Source organism: Haladaptatus cibarius D43 (assembly GCF_000710615.1).
Lineage (GTDB): Archaea > Halobacteriota > Halobacteria > Halobacteriales > Haladaptataceae > Haladaptatus > Haladaptatus cibarius.
The window spans coordinates 897566-912779 of record NZ_JDTH01000002.1 but is presented as its reverse complement, the minus strand read 5'-3'; the positions used below and the strand labels follow the sequence as shown (position 1 = coordinate 912779).

General features: G+C 58.7%; 19 protein-coding genes. 14 read left to right on the top strand and 5 right to left on the bottom strand.

What is annotated here, in order from left to right; translation table 11 throughout:
• Positions 1 to 42: 42 nt before the first annotated feature.
• From HL45_RS10155 to HL45_RS10135, 5 genes are all read left to right on the top strand, one after another.
• Positions 43 to 333, top strand: coding sequence for a hypothetical protein (locus HL45_RS10155; RefSeq protein WP_049970984.1), 291 nt, complete (start codon positions 43 to 45; stop codon positions 331 to 333).
• A 181-nt stretch (positions 334 to 514) separates the two neighbouring features.
• Positions 515 to 730 (top strand): ribbon-helix-helix domain-containing protein, encoded by a 216-nt coding sequence (locus HL45_RS10150; protein WP_049970983.1) that lies wholly within the window; start codon positions 515 to 517, stop codon positions 728 to 730.
• 70 nt (positions 731 to 800) lie between these two features.
• Positions 801 to 1079, top strand: coding sequence for a UPF0058 family protein (locus tag HL45_RS10145; RefSeq protein WP_049970981.1), 279 nt, complete (start codon positions 801 to 803; stop codon positions 1077 to 1079).
• Positions 1080 to 1097: 18 nt separating this feature from the next.
• Positions 1098 to 1904, top strand: a complete 807-nt coding sequence (locus tag HL45_RS10140; protein WP_049970980.1) for an MBL fold metallo-hydrolase — start codon at positions 1098 to 1100, stop codon at positions 1902 to 1904.
• 55 nt (positions 1905 to 1959) lie between these two features.
• Complete coding sequence (locus HL45_RS10135; protein ID WP_049970979.1) at positions 1960 to 3984, top strand: DUF7527 domain-containing protein; 2025 nt, start codon at positions 1960 to 1962, stop codon at positions 3982 to 3984.
• On the opposite strand, the gene HL45_RS10130 is transcribed toward HL45_RS10135, so the two are convergent.
• Entirely contained in the window at positions 3981 to 4280 is a 300-nt protein-coding gene (locus HL45_RS10130) for a hypothetical protein (protein ID WP_049970978.1), read from the bottom strand. The two genes, HL45_RS10135 and HL45_RS10130, sit on opposite strands and share 4 nt — an antisense overlap.
• A gap of 233 nt (positions 4281 to 4513) precedes the next feature.
• Here HL45_RS10130 and HL45_RS10125 point away from each other — a divergent pair, with 233 nt between their 5' ends.
• Entirely contained in the window at positions 4514 to 5878 is a 1365-nt protein-coding gene (locus HL45_RS10125; RefSeq protein ID WP_049970977.1) for an adenylosuccinate synthase, read from the top strand.
• Positions 5879 to 5916: 38 nt separating this feature from the next.
• Here the strand turns inward: HL45_RS10125 and HL45_RS10120 are convergent, their stop codons facing one another.
• Positions 5917 to 6333 (bottom strand): EamA family transporter, encoded by a 417-nt coding sequence (locus tag HL45_RS10120; RefSeq protein ID WP_049971991.1) that lies wholly within the window; start codon positions 6331 to 6333, stop codon positions 5917 to 5919.
• 100 nt (positions 6334 to 6433) lie between these two features.
• Between HL45_RS10120 and HL45_RS10115 the strand changes: the two genes are divergently transcribed.
• The 8 genes from HL45_RS10115 to HL45_RS10085 all read left to right on the top strand — a co-directional run bounded on the left by HL45_RS10115 (position 6434) and on the right by HL45_RS10085 (position 12322).
• Positions 6434 to 6619, top strand: a complete 186-nt coding sequence (locus tag HL45_RS10115) for a methytransferase partner Trm112 (RefSeq protein ID WP_049970975.1) — start codon at positions 6434 to 6436, stop codon at positions 6617 to 6619.
• Between the two features lie 33 nt (positions 6620 to 6652).
• Entirely contained in the window at positions 6653 to 7207 is a 555-nt protein-coding gene (locus HL45_RS10110; RefSeq protein ID WP_049970974.1) for a DUF7524 family protein, read from the top strand.
• A gap of 68 nt (positions 7208 to 7275) precedes the next feature.
• Complete coding sequence (locus HL45_RS10105) at positions 7276 to 7791, top strand: DUF7523 family protein (protein ID WP_049970973.1); 516 nt, start codon at positions 7276 to 7278, stop codon at positions 7789 to 7791.
• A gap of 43 nt (positions 7792 to 7834) precedes the next feature.
• Positions 7835 to 9325 carry a cysteine--tRNA ligase gene (gene cysS / locus HL45_RS10100; protein WP_049970972.1) on the top strand — a complete coding sequence of 497 codons (1491 nt, stop codon included), beginning with the start codon at positions 7835 to 7837 and terminating at the stop codon, positions 9323 to 9325.
• Positions 9326 to 9378: 53 nt separating this feature from the next.
• The gene (locus HL45_RS10095; protein ID WP_049970971.1) at positions 9379 to 10017 is read left to right on the top strand and encodes a DUF6517 family protein; all 639 of its coding nucleotides are present in this window, start codon (positions 9379 to 9381) and stop codon (positions 10015 to 10017) included.
• A 63-nt stretch (positions 10018 to 10080) separates the two neighbouring features.
• The gene (locus HL45_RS21230) at positions 10081 to 10251 is read left to right on the top strand and encodes a hypothetical protein (RefSeq protein WP_162833871.1); all 171 of its coding nucleotides are present in this window, start codon (positions 10081 to 10083) and stop codon (positions 10249 to 10251) included.
• Positions 10248 to 11225, top strand: a complete 978-nt coding sequence (gene corA / locus HL45_RS10090) for a magnesium/cobalt transporter CorA (protein ID WP_049970970.1) — start codon at positions 10248 to 10250, stop codon at positions 11223 to 11225. Before HL45_RS21230 ends, corA begins: the two co-directional genes overlap by 4 nt.
• Before the next feature lie 125 nt (positions 11226 to 11350).
• Entirely contained in the window at positions 11351 to 12322 is a 972-nt protein-coding gene (locus HL45_RS10085) for a DUF4349 domain-containing protein (protein ID WP_233274747.1), read from the top strand.
• A gap of 92 nt (positions 12323 to 12414) precedes the next feature.
• Here HL45_RS10085 and HL45_RS10080 read toward each other — a convergent pair whose 3' ends face one another.
• The 3 genes from HL45_RS10080 to HL45_RS10070 form a co-directional block, all read right to left on the bottom strand.
• Positions 12415 to 12849: a DUF7313 family protein gene (locus tag HL45_RS10080; RefSeq protein ID WP_049970969.1), complete on the bottom strand. Its 435-nt coding sequence runs from the start codon at positions 12847 to 12849 to the stop codon at positions 12415 to 12417.
• Between the two features lie 53 nt (positions 12850 to 12902).
• Positions 12903 to 13646 (bottom strand): NAD(+)/NADH kinase, encoded by a 744-nt coding sequence (locus tag HL45_RS10075; protein WP_049970968.1) that lies wholly within the window; start codon positions 13644 to 13646, stop codon positions 12903 to 12905.
• 109 nt (positions 13647 to 13755) lie between these two features.
• On the bottom strand, positions 13756 to 15066 hold the full coding sequence (locus tag HL45_RS10070) for a M20/M25/M40 family metallo-hydrolase (protein ID WP_049970967.1): 1311 nt from the start codon (positions 15064 to 15066) through the stop codon (positions 13756 to 13758).
• Between the last annotated feature and the right edge of the window lie 148 nt (positions 15067 to 15214).

The following is a 15214-nucleotide window of genomic DNA, read 5'->3' as shown; positions in this document are numbered from 1 at the left end:
CGCTGAATAACAAAGAACGATGTGACGCATAGCAACTGACGCATGTCCGAGTCAGAACAACAGACGAGAATGCGCGAGCGCCCAACGATGGAGGCGGCAGAGGAATCGACACGCGACGTAGCAATACTCGCATCAGGCGTCTCCGTCCTCCTCGCGTGGCACCAGTTTTTCATCAGAGGGAACCGAGAACGAGGACTCTTTATCGGTCTGTGGCCGCCGACCATCCTCGCGTTCGCTAGCTACTTCAACCAGAAGCGAATGCAACAGCGTCTCGAATCCCTGAAACCGAGTAGCATCATCGACTCGCTCGACCAGATGTTCGGCAACCGTTGAGACGTAGACGGAAACTTTTCCTTTCTTCGACACCACAGCGAGGAGCCATTTCTGAGGTTGAGAGTTTTTATACGATTTCATCAAAAACAAATTTATAGAATTGGAATTTCTCTTCCACAAGCGTCGTACTATCTACCCGTCAGACTTAAGAACACCCCTCCCGAAGCCTGCAACTGTTCCAATGCCAAAGGTAGAGATCACCGTCCCAGAGCATCTCGAAATGCAAATCGCCCAGATGGTCGAACAGGGTGAGTTCGTCAACCGTGAAGAAGCTATCGAGGATTTGCTTGCAACCGGTCTCAAGGCATACAAGACGAGTGGGCCGATGGACAACGACAGAGATCCGGGTCTTGAAGACGAGGGGATGATGGGGCACGAAGACGAGTACGTCTTCTAACACCGTTTTCACCTCGACGTGTGAATAGTTCTCAGAAACTCTTAAACCGCATAGCTACCAACCAGAACTCATGCATAAGGATGACCTCCTTGAACTCCACGAACAGATGGTCACCATCATGGAGTACTTCAAGGAACAAGAAGACATTCCGACCGGCGCGTTCGACGCATACGACCAGCTCGACGTTGACCCCTCGCACGTTCACAAATCCAAGAGCGAACACAAACACGCCGTTTTCGTGCTTGGAAACTCGCTCGCGAGCGTCATGAGCGAAGACGAGTTCAGCGAGGCCGGTCGAATCGGCAAGCGAATGGAAGAACTCGCCGACGACGCCGAGAGCAAAATCTGATTTTTCGGCCGACGCGACGTGCAAATCCGTGTTCTCGGAACGGCGCAGGACGAAGGCATCCCTCGACTGGACTGTGAGTGCAATCAGTGTTCTGCGGGCGTCGTCCGTCACGGGCCAGCCATTGCGGTCGAATCGAACGAGCGGACGATTCTGGTCGATGCGCCGCCCGACGTAAAGCAAACGGTTGGGTTGACGACGGTCGATTCGATTCTTCTTACGCACGCCCACATCGGCCACTACGGCGGCCTGTTTTACTTCGGGCGCGAGGGATACGACACAGAGCGTAAACCGCTGTACTGCTCGGAAAAAATGGCGGCATGGCTCCGCAACGGAAACAAAGCCTATCACCATCTCGTCGCGCGCGAGAACGTCGAACTGCGTCCGTTCGCGCCCGACGAACCGTTCGAACTCGACGGACTAACCTGCCGCCCGATTTCCGTCCCGCACAGGAACGAGGACGCCGATACGGTCGGATTCCGATTCGAGGAAAACGGTTCCTCTCTCATCTACATTCCGGACATCGACCACTGGACGCGGAAGGCGGAGCGAGCGGTCAGAAAGAGCGACGTTGCGTTGGTCGATGGAACGTTCTACTCGATGGACGAGATTGGCGAGACGGCCGAAGTCGTCGGGAGAAACGTTCCTCACCCGACAGTTCCGACGACGATGAAGCGGTTCGAGGACTGTGAAACCGACCTACATTTCACTCATCTGAATCACACCAATCCGGTCGCGGATTCGTCCACGCCGGAGTATGGAACCGTGGTCGAACATGGATTCGATGTGGCGAGTGACGAACAGGTATTTTTGTTGAACTCCGTCTGACGGACGTATTCCGGCAACCCGAAAGTATTTGAGGGGGATTCCGTTTTGACGTAATATGGATGCGCGCACGGTCGAACAGATAACCGAGTGGGATTCACGCCCCTTCTCCGGAGGCTTCGAGGCACTCAGAGACTTCGCCGACGCCGACTTTTCCGGTGCCGTCAAAGTGGGCGGCGCGTGGCTGTTCATGTTGAACGGTCGCGTCGTCGGCATTTTCGACGGGAATATCGATAGCTTCGAGGACGCGAACGGAGAGGCATACGAAGCCCCACACCCCTCGCTTCCGCTGTTGTTCAGCATGCAGGAGCGCGGCGGAAAGACGCAGGCGAAGTACTACACCAACGATACGCCGCTCGAAGAGGCGAGCAGTACGCTCTCTTCGAACAAGTTCACGGGGTACGTCGAACTCAGTGAAAACGTCCTGAGCGGCGACTACTACGTCGTCTATCACGGCGGTCGGTCGATGAACGTCGCCTACGTCGGCGAGAGCGAAAAGCTTTTGACGGGGGACGAAGCGTTCCAGCGCGCGAACGACGAAGTCGGTATTTACGAAGTCGTCGCCGCAGACGTGGACATCATCGATATTCCGGAACCGGAAACGCCGCCGGAACCCGAACCGGAACCGACACCGACCGAGCGCCAACCGTCGGAGTCAGCCGCCGAATCGGGGTCGGAATCGGAAGCTGATTCGGAACCTGTTCCCGATTCACCACCAGAATCCGACGACGATTCGGTGCCATCCCCTCCGAACGACAGACAACCTGCTCCGTCGTCACAACCATCGCAAGCGTCCAGCCCGCAGACGCCGCCGTCACAAACGACGGCGTCTGAATCGGAACCGACGCCGGAAACGGAACCAACACAAACTCAGGATAGTCCCCGGCGCGCGACTCCGGAAGAAAAGCGGGAACAGAAACAGTCCCAGTCGTCCCAACCGACCCAGTCACCGCAGTCGTCCGATTCCGCGAGCGAAACCAAAACGCCCGCCTCGTTTTCCGACGAACAGCAGTGGCGGGAGACGACGACGATTCCGTCGCTCGACCCCGAAAAGAGTAGCTCCTCGAAATCCCGCAACACGGGCGTCAAACAGCGGCGGAACACGCGCCAGTCGCCGCAGCGACAGAGCCAAAATCGGAATTCTCGCGGCGCGCCCGCGTCCAGTTCCAACCGGACGAAAGAGTTGGAGGCCGAACTGACCGCGCGCGCGAAGAAAATCGAGGCGCTTCAAACCGAACTCAAATCCGTCGAGGTCGAGCGCGACGAACTAAAACAGGAGCGCGACCGGTTGCAGAACGAACTCGACCAACTGCGAATCGAACTCGAAACGGTTCGACAGAACAGTCCCGGCGTGACCGCGGAGCGACAGATTACGCCACAACAGGCGTTTACCGAGACGAATCTGTTCGTTCGCTACGGCTCGAAAGGCAAGGGGACGCTGGCCGACGCCGCGGCGGGCGACGCCAGTCGGGAGACGATAGAATCCAACCTGAAACTCGAACATCATACGCAGTTCGACGTGGACGGTATCGCTGTGGATGGAAAGGAGTACGAAACGTTCCTCCACGAGTCGATGGAGTACCAGTTCGTTTCGTGGCTGGTCGTTGACCTGCTGTACGAAATCATAGAAACCGGCCACCAGCGCGGACTCAAAGACCTCTTCGAAGGGATTCAGGAAATCGACCGTGCAGAACTGCAGGGAACTCTCACCGCGGAAACCGAGGAGGGCGAGGAACGCGAACTGTCGTTCGACGTCATCCTCCGCGACCGGATGGGCAATCCGCTCGTCGTGGCGAACATCAACGATTCGCGCGACCCGGCGACCGGCGAGATGCTCGGGTCGCTCGTGGACGCATCGAGCGACGTTGCCAGCGCGAACAACGAACTGAGCGCGGCCTTCCAAGTAACGAAGAGCTTCTTCGAACCGGCGGCGTTGGAGACGACGGAGGACGCAACCAGTGGCGGACTGCTGACGCGAGAAAAACGAGAAAGTTTCGTCAAGCTATCCCGAAAGCGGGGATACCATCTGTGTCTGGTCGAATCGCGTAACGGCGAGTTCCACCTAACTGTTCCAGAACTCTAAGCTTCGGGTTTTTCGCCGATTTTCATCGTGTCGAGTTTGTCGGTGATTTCCGTCAACTTCTCGTCAAGCTCGGCGACGAACTCCTCAGTTCGGTCGGTCGTGATTGCGCCCTGATTCGAGGGCGAGATGAGATTTTCTTCTTCGAGGACACGGAGAGAGTATCGAACCTTGTGATGAGGATAGCCCGTCTCGTTCGACATCTTGACGATGCCGATGGGCTCGTTTTCGATAACCATCTTCAGGACCTGCAAGTGACGTTCCAGCATATCGACTTCCTTCTCCAGTCGATCTATCATGGCATGTGTTAACTTGTCTTCGTACCTTTTAAAGGTTGTTGTCCGCATCGCATGCAGAAGTGCAGATAAGGGATTTTTAATGAGACGAGTTAACACTTCCGACTTCTCGATGACAGTATCGTCGAAACTGCAAGAAACAGGGTGGAAAGAATCGTATTCTATGCATAAACGTGTATCATTCCTCTCCGAAGACCGTAATCGGTTTAGGATGTGCGCGAGAAGCAACCTCCGGAATGACCGTAACCATCGTCGGTTCGCAACTCGGCGACGAGGGCAAAGGCCGCGCCGTCGACCTCTTCGGCGACGCCGCCGACGTTGTCGCTCGCTATCAGGGCGGCGACAACGCAGGCCACACCGTCGTCGAGGACGGCACCGAATACAAACTCTCCCTCGTTCCGAGCGGGGTTATCCGGGGCAAAGTCGGCGTCCTCGGAAACGGCTGTGTCGTCAATCCGGAGACGCTGTTCAGCGAAATAGACGCCCTCCGCGAACGGGGACTCGACCCCGACGTTCGAGTCGCACGACGCGCACACGTCATCCTTCCGTACCACCGCGTTCTAGACGGTATCGAAGAGGACGTGAAAAGCGAGTCCGACCGCGAAGTGGGGACGACGGGTCGGGGTATCGGCCCGACCTACGAGGACAAAGCCGGTCGGCGCGGTATCCGAATCGGTGACCTGCTCGACTCCGACCGCCTCCGCGAGCAACTCGAATACGTCGTCCCGCAGAAGCGTGCGCTCGCCGAAGACGTCTTTGGCGTCGAAATTGGCGACGCGTTCGACATCGACGCGCTCCACGAGGAGTACGAACGCTACGGCCAGCGCCTCAAGGACGGGAACATGACCGTCAACGCCGGAGAGTTCCTCTCTTCGCGCCTCGACGACGGCGACGAGGCGATATTCGAAGGTGCGCAGGGAACCATCATTGACATCGACCACGGCAACTACCCCTACGTCACCTCCTCGAATCCGACTGCGGGCGGGGCCGCCACGGGAACCGGCCTCAGTCCCGGCGTCGTCGGTGACGGCGAAATCGTCGGCATCGTGAAAGCCTACCTCACGCGCGTGGGGAGGGGGCCACTTCCGACCGAGCTCGGCGGCGTCGTCGGCGACACGCCCGGCTACGACGAACAGGGCGCAGGCGAAAACGAGGAACTCGCGGAGTACATCCGCGAAGAAGGTGGGGAGTACGGAACCGTCACCGGTCGGCCACGCCGCGTCGGATGGCTCGACATGCCGATGCTCCGCCACGCCGCCCGAGCGAACGGTTTCACCGGCCTCGCCGTCAACCATCTCGACGTGCTCGCTGGCATCGACGAACTGAACGTCGGCCACAGCTACGAGGTGGACGGCGGAGAAATCTTCACCATGCCAGCGACGACGGAGCGCTGGGGTCGCTGTGAACCGAATCTCAAAAGCTTCGACGGCTGGCCGGAAGTCGATTGGTCTGAAGTCGTAGAAGAAGGCTACGAGGCGATTCCGGAGAACGCACGCGCTTACCTCGATTACATCAGCGAGGAACTCGACGCGCCCGTCTACGCCGTCGGCGTCGGCCCGGGCCGAGAGGAAACCATCGTGCTGACGAATCCGCTGGAGTAAGCGGCAACGGTTTCTCCGTCTCTCGAATTTTTCGTTTCCTATTCGACCGCCGTGAGATAGATTGCGGCCAGTGCGAACCCGATTCCTGCGACTTTTCGCGCCGTGAGGGGTTCGTCCAAGAACGCGATACTGAGAACCGAACTCGTGGCGATGAACAGGCCGAAAATCGGCACGACGACGCTGACCGGCCCGGACGCCAGTGCGCGATAGTATGCGAGGATACCGATTGCCAGAAACACGCCCGCGAGGTACATGTACGGCGCTTTGTCGCTCACGAGATACGGCGCGATTTGTTCGCCTTCGTACATCGTCACGGCGAGGGCCGCGACGACGAGGATACCGTTCGCCACCAGCGCCGCGACCGTATCCGGAATATCTTGCGTTGCGATGCTGACGAGCGGCGGCAGTGCCGTGTAGCCGATGAGGGCGACGATTGCCCAGCCGATGTAGTTCATGGCGTGCGTTTCGCGCAGGGGGTGAGAGTCGTTTCGAAAGCGGAAATGCTGACCCATCGAACCCGTCACGTTTTTGCCCCGTCCCTTCGTCCACCCGGATATGAAGAAATCCCTGATGGACATCATCTGCTGTCCACTGGATAAACAGGAACTCGAACTCGACGTCCGACAGGAAGAAGCGGAGGAAGTCATCTTCGGAACCCTCACCTGCACGCAGTGCGGCGAGCGCTACCCCATCGAAGACGGAATTCCGAACCTTCTCCCGCCGGATATGCGAGAAGCCTGAACATTTTTGTACTGACAGTATGAGGTGAGAATAGTGTCGGAAACGCTACCGATTCACGTCAACCGCGACGGCCTGCACGACATCGACGTAGCGCAGTCGTTCGAGGTTGACGACTCGTTCACCATCGCGCTGAAAAATCACGGTGCGCCGATTCACGCCCATCTTCATCTGGACGACGACCTCTCGGAAGTGGCCTCGCTTAGCGCGACGAACCACTACGTCAAAGCAGACGACACCCGTCACGTCACCGTCACGGTTCGGGATGCACCCGCCAGCGGCAAACTAAAAATCGTTACGGGATACGGGGCTGAAGCCGCCTACGTTGACGTGGAGATTCACGAACGCGACGAACAGCAGGATTCGATTCCGGTGGACGAGTCGCTCTCGAAACCCCAGCGAACGCGTCCAATGGAATCCGAACCGTCGAGTTCGAATCTGCTGAAAAACCTTCCGCTCGTGCTTCTCGGTCTGTTCGCGCTGGTGTTGGCGTTCGGTGCGGGACTGGTCGTGGATAGTGGCATCGCGCTGTTCGGCACATTCGTCGTGTTGGTCGGGCTGGGCGCGGCGGCCTATTTCCTGCTTCAGTAACCCACGGAATCGGTTTTCCGACTCGATAATCGTACTCCTTTTGCGCGTTCCCTGCGTCCGCGTCGATAATGTCACTCGCTGAAACCACACGGGAAGCGGTTCGTCGCCATCCCTTTCTCTACTCGGCGCTCCGCGCTGGCGTGCTGAACTACACCGCGACAGCCCGATATCTGTCGGACGAAATCGGCGACGACACGGACGCGATTGCCACCGCGCTGAACCGATTTTCCGACGAGGTTCCGGAGTATGACACCGATTCGCGGGACGTTCGCGTCACCATGCAGAGCGGCTTAGGAGAACAGGATGGATTGGGAGAATCAGACCAACGTCCGATTCTCACGGTCGGCGACACCGGATTTGCGCCGGATACAGGTTCGATGACCGCCGTGCTTGCGACCGGGAACGTCGATGCGACCGCACTGGCACACGCCCTTTCCCGACTCGCAGTTGACGATATTTCGGTCGTCGCCGCCGCCGTCGCCGACGAATCACTCATAGTGGTTGTCGGGCGAAGAGACGGCGCAAACGCGGTTCGCGCCGTCGAGAACGCACTGGATTCGGTGCCGAAACTCGGCGGACGATGACGCTTCCGACGATTTAAAACGGTTGCTCATTCTACGATTTCCCATGACACTCTCCGTAAGCAACACGCTCTCGGGTGAGCGAGAACCGTTCGAACCGGGCGACCCCGATTCGGTTCTCCTCTACTACTGCGGGCTGACCGTCTCCGACTATGCGCATCTCGGCCACGCGCGAGGATGGATACACACCGACGTGATGCACCGCTGGCTGGAACACCTCGGCTACGACGTGCGCCACGTCGAGAACTTCACCGACGTGAACGAGAAAATCACGGCGCGCGCAGGCGAAGACGACCTCGGCGACGACGAGGCCGAAGTCGCACAGACCTTCATGACGGAAGTTATCCGCGACATGCGCGATTTGAACCTGAAGCGCGCGGACGTGTATCCGCGGGTCAGCGAACACGTTCCGGAAATCGTAGACCTCATCGAAACGCTGGTCGAAAAAGGCTACGCCTACGAATCGAACGGGTCGGTCTACTTCGACGTGACGACGTTCGAGGAGTACGGCAAACTCTCGAATCAGAAGGTCGAGGAGATGGAAGCGCAGGGCGGCGACTCCGACGAGCAGGGTGAGAAGCGAAACCACGCCGATTTCGCGCTCTGGAAGGCAGATGGCGTAAGCGACGGCTCCATCGACGAACACCGGAAATCGGATACGGAGTATGCGGTTTCCCACCCCTCCGGCCAAACGTGGGAATCGCCGTGGGGCGAGGGACGACCGGGATGGCACATCGAATGTTCCGCAATGAGCATGAAACATCTCGGGGAAACCATCGACATCCACGTCGGCGGTCAAGACCTCGTCTTCCCGCACCACGAAAACGAGGTGGCCCAGAGCGAGGCCGCGACCGGCCACCAGTTCGCGCGCTACTGGCTTCACGTCCGACTGCTGGAAACCGACGGCGAGAAGATGAGTTCGAGCCTCGGCAACTATTCGACGGTTCGCGGCGCGATGGCCGAAATCGGCCCGAACGCGGTTCGGATGTTCCTGCTGTCCACGTCCTACTCGAACCGCCAGACGTTCAACGACGAAACCGTGAGCGAGGCAGTTGACCGCTGGGAGCGAGTTTCCGGCGGCTACAACCGTGCAGTGGACGCACTCGACAGCCCGGACGCCCGGACGAAAGTCGAAGACGACGAACTTCGTGAGGAAGTCGAGACGACTCGCGCCGAGTTCGAATCCGCGATGAACGACGACTTCAACACGCGGCGCGCGCTGGCGGCCCTACTCGACCTCGTGACCGCAGTAAACCGCCATGTCGATGAACACGACGAATACGACTACGACGGCCTTAAGCGGGCCATCGAGACGTTCGAGGAACTGGGCGTCGAAGTTCTTGGCTTTGCGTTCGGTGGCGAAACCGGCGGCGACGTGCGACTCGCCGAGGACATCGTGGAACTCGTCCTCGACCTGCGCGAACAGGAGCGCGAAGCGGGCAACTACGAGCGTGCTGACGCCCTCCGCGACGAACTACAGGAACTCGGCGTCGAGGTGCAGGATACCGATTCGGGCGCGTCATTTACGCTTCCCTAACGGTAGCGACAGTCGTCGGATTTATACCAACGGGTCGTGTATCCGTTTTCGATATGGCACGTAAATTACTGGCTGGCGCGCTCGTGGCTGTTCTCGTGTTGACGAGCGGCTGTCTCGGATTCATTCTCGGGGATACGCTCTCATATAGCGCCAACAAGGCAACTGTCGGCGACAACGCGCTTTCGGAGACGAGCTACGACAAGGCAAACGAAGAACAACTGAACACGGAGCGGTCGTTCGAAGTCGCCGGAGAAAGCCGGGACGTGGAGGTGACGAACTGGATTACCCAGTACGAGAAATCCGTCGGGGTCTCGGGCGTCGGGGAGGGGACGGTAGCGACGTTCACCGTGCTTAGCAGCCCACGATTCGAACTTGCGGGCGAATCGGTCAATCCGCTGGCTCGCTACAACAACAGGCAGTTAGTCCAAAAGTTCGTTTCGGGCTACGGCAACGTCAGGAATATTCAGGAAACCGATACGAGAAACGTGACCATGCTCGGTTCCGAAACGGAAGTTTCGACGTTCACCGGGACGGCGCAGTCGAACGGCGCGAGTGTCGAGGTGAACATCCACGTCACCAAAGTCGAACACGGTGACGACATCGTCGTCGTAATGGCCGTCCATCCGAAACAGTTAGACGAATCCGATAACGTCTCCCGACTCATCGAAGGCGTCGAACACGAAGGAGAGTAACCCCTTCGCTCTGGCCGACTTCGTCGGGCAACATTTTTTCCTCTCGCTGTCGCTATGACGGCTATGAATCGTTCTCTCGTCGCCGGAATCGCCTTCACGGTTCTCGGGTTGGCGGGCTATCTGGCCGGATTGGTCGCACCGTATCCGGGACGGGCGTTTTCGATTACCGGCGTCATGGTTGGCATCACGTTTCTCGCCATCGGCAACGCGACACAACTGGGTGAAACCGCGTGACCGTTTCAGCACTCGCGTTTGCAGACGGCACCGTCGAAACGTTCGACAACATTCGAACCGCCCGCGACAAACCGGGCGCGGTGTGGGTGCGAGCGAGCGATGCCACCGACGCCGAACTCGAACACGTCGCAGACGTATTTTCAATCCATCACCTTTCCGTCGAGGATATTCGAAGCGACGTGCGACCGAAAACTGAGGTGTTCGACGATTACACGTTCGTTCTGCTCAAAACCGCGACACTCGTCCCCGAAGACACGACGTTTCGAGAGGAAATCGACATCGAATCAGTCGGCCTGTTTATCGGCGAGGATTGGCTGGTGAGCCTCTCGGAACACGACATCGACGCAGTTGGACGCATCTGGCAGGCCGCGCTCGACGGCGACCAGCGAATCCTTCGCGGCCCGGATTTCATTGTCTATCGAATCTGTGATGGTCTGGTGGACGACTTTTTCGACGTTCTCGACCAAATCGAGGCGCAAATCGAAACCGTGGAGGACGCCGTCATCGCGGACACGAGCATCGCAACCCTGGAGTCGATAAACAACGTTCGGCGGGAACTGCTCTCTTTTCGAAAACTCGTCTGGCCGACCCGCGAAGCAGTCGGTTCTCTCGCCCGGGGCGACCCGGAGGGGATGCAACCGGAGACGGAGAAATACTTCCGCGACGTGTACGACCATCTGTTTCAACTCGTGGATTTGACCGAAACGTATCGGGAGTTGGCCAGCGGCGCGCGTGACATCTATCTCAACTCGCTTTCCGTCTCGACCAACGAGGTGATGAAAAAGCTCACCGTGGTTGCCACCATCGTTCTGCCCCTCACCTTCGTCGTCGGACTGTACGGCATGAACTTTGAGAATAGTCCGTACAACATCCCCGAGTTCGGGTGGACGTATGGCTACCCCGCCGTGATGGTCGGAATGCTGTCGGTAACTCTGATTTTGCTGGCCTACTTTCGGAAGATGGAGTGGTTGTAGCGAAAACGAGGGGGAGATAGAACCGAATGAGAACCCGGCAGGGAGTCGTTTTACGGATGGAGAAGGGTGAAACGCCTCTTTCACCCTCCCCAATACATTTGTCGGTAGGATAACCAGTACCCAGTATGATAGCACGAAAACAACTGCTCGCCTTTTCGTTGGTCGTCCTCGTCGCTCTCGCCGGGTGTGCCGGAACGGGTGGAAACGATTCCGACGCCTCGAATGGCACACCGAATGCCGGGAACGGCGGAAGTGCGAACATCCAGTCGGCGGATTCGGCGACGACCGGGGGACAAGAGCGAAACGCGCTTGCGGTTCAGCAACGGGCGCTCATCCGAACGGGGAACCTAACGGTCGAAGTCGAGAATTTCGAGACGGCGAACGTAAACGTCACCCGATTGGCCCGCGAACAGGGCGGTTTCGTCAGCGATTCGAGCGAGCGCGTTCATCGCAACGGCAACCAAACGTGGACGACCGGAACAATCGTCTTCCGAGTTCCGGCCGAGAACTTTTCGGCGTTCTTCGAGGAGGCAAAACGGATTGGCGAGGTCGAAAAATCGGACACCGGAGCGAAGGACGTGACCGACCAACTGGTCGATGTCGAAGCGCGACTGACGAACCTTCGGTCGCAGCGCGAGCAACTTCGTGGACTGTACGAAAATGCCAGCGATACGGAGGCCGTGCTATCGGTGCAGAAACGACTCTCGGACGTGCAGGGCGAAATCGAGCGATTAGAAGCGAAACAGCAGTCGCTCGAAGACCGAGTCGCCTACTCTACGGTTACGGTGCGAATGCAGGAACCACGGCCCGACGCGGAGACGAAGACGCCGGAACAGCAATCGTGGCACGAGACGGGTGTGGTGGCCGCATTCCTCGATTCGGTTGACGGGGCATTCGTCATGCTTCGGGCAATCGTCGTCGGTACGGCGTATCTGCTCCCGTATCTCGTCGTCCTCGGCGCGCCGGTCGCTGGCATCTTCGTCTGGCGGCGACGAAACGCGAACGAGCAAACGCCAGCCAATCAGAGTGAACAAATCGAAACGAAAAGCGCGGGAGAAACAGTCGAAGACAACGAGAGCGACGAGAGCAACGAATAGCAGCAATTTCGGTTTTTACATTCGATTTGCTGGTGCTCTTCGAACGGAGTCGAAACGAGAATGCAGAAAGAAATCGGTCGCGTAAACTCGCCTCAGACGATAGCGTTCCAGAGCGGTTCGATGACGGAGAAAACGCTCTGGTAGGCCGCATAGAGGAAGACGACGAACGATGCGGTAACTGCCGCCTTCGGTTTGTCCAACGGGACGCCCCGTCGCATTTCGACGGAGCGCGCTTCGACTTCGAAGAAGTCGGTGATGAACAGTCCCAGCACGAGCATCGAGAGAACCATCCCGCCGTGGTGCTGGAGCGTCAGGAAGTAGAACGATGCGAGGACGAGGAGAACGTTCGAGAGTTCGTGTGGAACCCAGCGGTCAATCGTCTCACGGTCGTCATCTCGCGCTTGCTTCCTGTAGTTTCGGAACGCGAGCATCCGAGTCCCCATGTTGACCAACACAAGTCCGAGGACGATGAACTCCACGTAAGGTTCGAGCACATCGAGTGGCCCGAGCAACGATAGCGCTTGCATGTCCGAAACTCAGTAGGACAGCGTATTATATTCTTTCCAATTCGCTCGCCCACTCACGGCTCGAAGAAACTCCGTTGGGATGACACGGCTGGAACGGAAATCACCCCGTCGAACGCCAGTTCGACGGGTTTGTGGGGTTCAACGGGACACACCTCGCGGTCGTCGGCGAGCAGCACCACCGCGTCCTCGTCGCGTTCGACCGAGAGCGTGACCGGGCCGCCGAGCACCCAGTTATCGACGTGGATGGCGAACGGCGCGACCGGGACGACGGAAACGACCCCGGAACCGGGTTGGACGACCGGGCCGCCAGCATTGCGCGAATAGCCTCGGCTTCCGGCAGGTGTGGCCGTGACGACTGCGTCAGCCCGAAACTGGGCGACCGATTCACCGTCCGCTTTCACCGCATATTCGGAGATTCGCGCGGGTTCGCTCGTCACGAGGGTCGCGTCGAACAGCGCGTTGGCAACGTGTTTGCCATCGACCGACGCCGAAAGCAGGGGTCGCTCCGTCGTCGTCCAGTCGCCCGAAAGCAGGGTTTCGATGGCCGATTCGACGTTCTCCGCGGGCATGCTTTCCAGACCTGTTCCAGCATCGACCGGGAGGACGGGAACCGACACGTCAGCACGAACGAGGTCGGTGACTGCTGACTCGCCGATAGCGATGACGACTGTCGGGTTTGCACCAAGGACGGTTCGAGCGCTCTCGTCCGTCGTAGTGGTTTCTTCTGACAGCGCGTCTTCGATTCGCGCGACGAGTGCCGAGTCGGCGTTTTCGCTCGGTACGAGGCCTATCCGCATCGGAGTTCCTCCGTGCGGTTGTCACCTGTTTCGGTCATTACCTGAACAGTCTCGGTCTGTCTTGAAAAGGATACCGCGCTGGTCGTTGGAGGGAGGTCTGTTTCCGGCGTTATTCGTCGTAGGGCCAGTCGCCGATGATTTTCATGCCCGCGGCTTGGTCTTCGGCTTCCAGTGCGTCCGCGATTTCTTCGGGGTCTTTGTGGCTGACTTCGAACTCGTCGCTCGCGAGGTGCACCGTGAGTTCGGTGAGCAGGATGGCCTGTTCGCGGAGGTCGCGGACTTCTACCTTGTCCAGCGTGTCGGCGAAGGTGTGACCCCAGCCTCTGCCTTCGCTTCCGGTTTCGCTCATGACGTGATAGCCCGGAACGCCCCACTTGACGAACGGCCAGTGGTCGCTGTGTGGCCCTTGCTGTGGAATCGTCGTGATTGGGTGACTGAACTCGTCCGCAATTTCGTTCGCGGCGTCTTCCAGTTCGTCGAAGCCGTGGGTGTAAAACGAGAGGGTTCGCCCGCGGGCGACGCCGTCGTTGTTCACGATGGCTTTGATGCTGTCGTGGTCGGTTTCCTCGGCCATGTGTCCCGACCCGACGAGACCGACTTCCTCGGAACCGAAGGCGACGAAGTGAACTTTGGTTTCGAGTTCGTCCTCGCGCTCTGCGAGTGCGCGTGCCAATTCGACGACCATGGCGCTCCCGGCACCGTTGTCCATCGCACCTTCCGCGATGTCGTGACCGTCGATGTGGCTACTGACGAGAATCCGTTCGTCCGTGTCCGGCCCGAGTTCCGCGTGAACGTTCTGGCTGGTCGCGTCGTGGATGTTCGCCTCGACTTCGACAGTCACGTCGTCACCCTCCCATCGTCGGGCGAGACGCGAGCCAACTTCTTTGCTGACGCCGACTGCGGGAATATCACCGATTGGGTCGGCTTCGGTGCCGACGCTTCCGGTCGGTGGCAGACAACCTTCGACGTGGTTTCGGAAAACGAACGCCGCTGCACCGCCTTCGACCGCGTAATAGTACTTTTCGCGGCGGTGGATGAAACGGTCGTAGTGACCCGGAACGTTCGAAGCGACCATCACGACTTTTCCCTCGATATCGTTTTCCTCGAAATCGGCGGGCAGCCCGTAGCCGAGGTTGACGAACTCCCCGTCGGCGTTTCCTGACGGACTGCGCGGAAGCGCAATAGAATCCTGCGTCGTGTCCCCGGCGTGAATCGCACTGGTTCCGCGTTCCCAGCCCTGAATGTCGTACTCGTCCAGCCGCACGTTTCGCGCGCCGACCGATTCGAGCGCGTCGCGGGCCGCTTTTGCACCGCGTCGTTCGCCGTCGCTTCCGGCCATTCGGTCGCCAACATCGACTATCGTTTCGAGGAAATCCCATCCTGCATCGCTCGTGAACGTTCGGCCAATCCACTGTGACATACGCAGACACGTCTCGTGGTTTCAGCGTAAGTGTTTCGAAACGTAACATCTCGATGATTCGTCGGAAATACACCCTTGTCCGCCGACAATCTCGACGATTTATAATCAAGGTATTTAAGTCACCTACCGATTGTTTCGGATATTCATA

Coding starts and splice junctions, on each gene's coding strand:
- HL45_RS10155 (WP_049970984.1), top strand. CDS start 43: ATGTCCGAGTCAGAACAACAGACGAGAATGCGCGAGCGCCCAACGATG.
- HL45_RS10150 (WP_049970983.1), top strand. CDS start 515: ATGCCAAAGGTAGAGATCACCGTCCCAGAGCATCTCGAAATGCAAATC.
- HL45_RS10085 (WP_233274747.1), top strand. CDS start 11,351: ATGATAGCACGAAAACAACTGCTCGCCTTTTCGTTGGTCGTCCTCGTC.
- HL45_RS10080 (WP_049970969.1), bottom strand. CDS start 12,849: ATGCAAGCGCTATCGTTGCTCGGGCCACTCGATGTGCTCGAACCTTAC.
- HL45_RS21230 (WP_162833871.1), top strand. CDS start 10,081: ATGAATCGTTCTCTCGTCGCCGGAATCGCCTTCACGGTTCTCGGGTTG.
- cysS (WP_049970972.1), top strand. CDS start 7,835: ATGACACTCTCCGTAAGCAACACGCTCTCGGGTGAGCGAGAACCGTTC.
- HL45_RS10075 (WP_049970968.1), bottom strand. CDS start 13,646: ATGCGGATAGGCCTCGTACCGAGCGAAAACGCCGACTCGGCACTCGTC.
- HL45_RS10070 (WP_049970967.1), bottom strand. CDS start 15,066: ATGTCACAGTGGATTGGCCGAACGTTCACGAGCGATGCAGGATGGGAT.
- HL45_RS10135 (WP_049970979.1), top strand. CDS start 1,960: ATGGATGCGCGCACGGTCGAACAGATAACCGAGTGGGATTCACGCCCC.
- HL45_RS10130 (WP_049970978.1), bottom strand. CDS start 4,280: ATGATAGATCGACTGGAGAAGGAAGTCGATATGCTGGAACGTCACTTG.
- HL45_RS10125 (WP_049970977.1), top strand. CDS start 4,514: ATGACCGTAACCATCGTCGGTTCGCAACTCGGCGACGAGGGCAAAGGC.
- HL45_RS10115 (WP_049970975.1), top strand. CDS start 6,434: ATGAAGAAATCCCTGATGGACATCATCTGCTGTCCACTGGATAAACAG.
- HL45_RS10105 (WP_049970973.1), top strand. CDS start 7,276: ATGTCACTCGCTGAAACCACACGGGAAGCGGTTCGTCGCCATCCCTTT.
- HL45_RS10095 (WP_049970971.1), top strand. CDS start 9,379: ATGGCACGTAAATTACTGGCTGGCGCGCTCGTGGCTGTTCTCGTGTTG.
- HL45_RS10145 (WP_049970981.1), top strand. CDS start 801: ATGCATAAGGATGACCTCCTTGAACTCCACGAACAGATGGTCACCATC.
- HL45_RS10120 (WP_049971991.1), bottom strand. CDS start 6,333: ATGAACTACATCGGCTGGGCAATCGTCGCCCTCATCGGCTACACGGCA.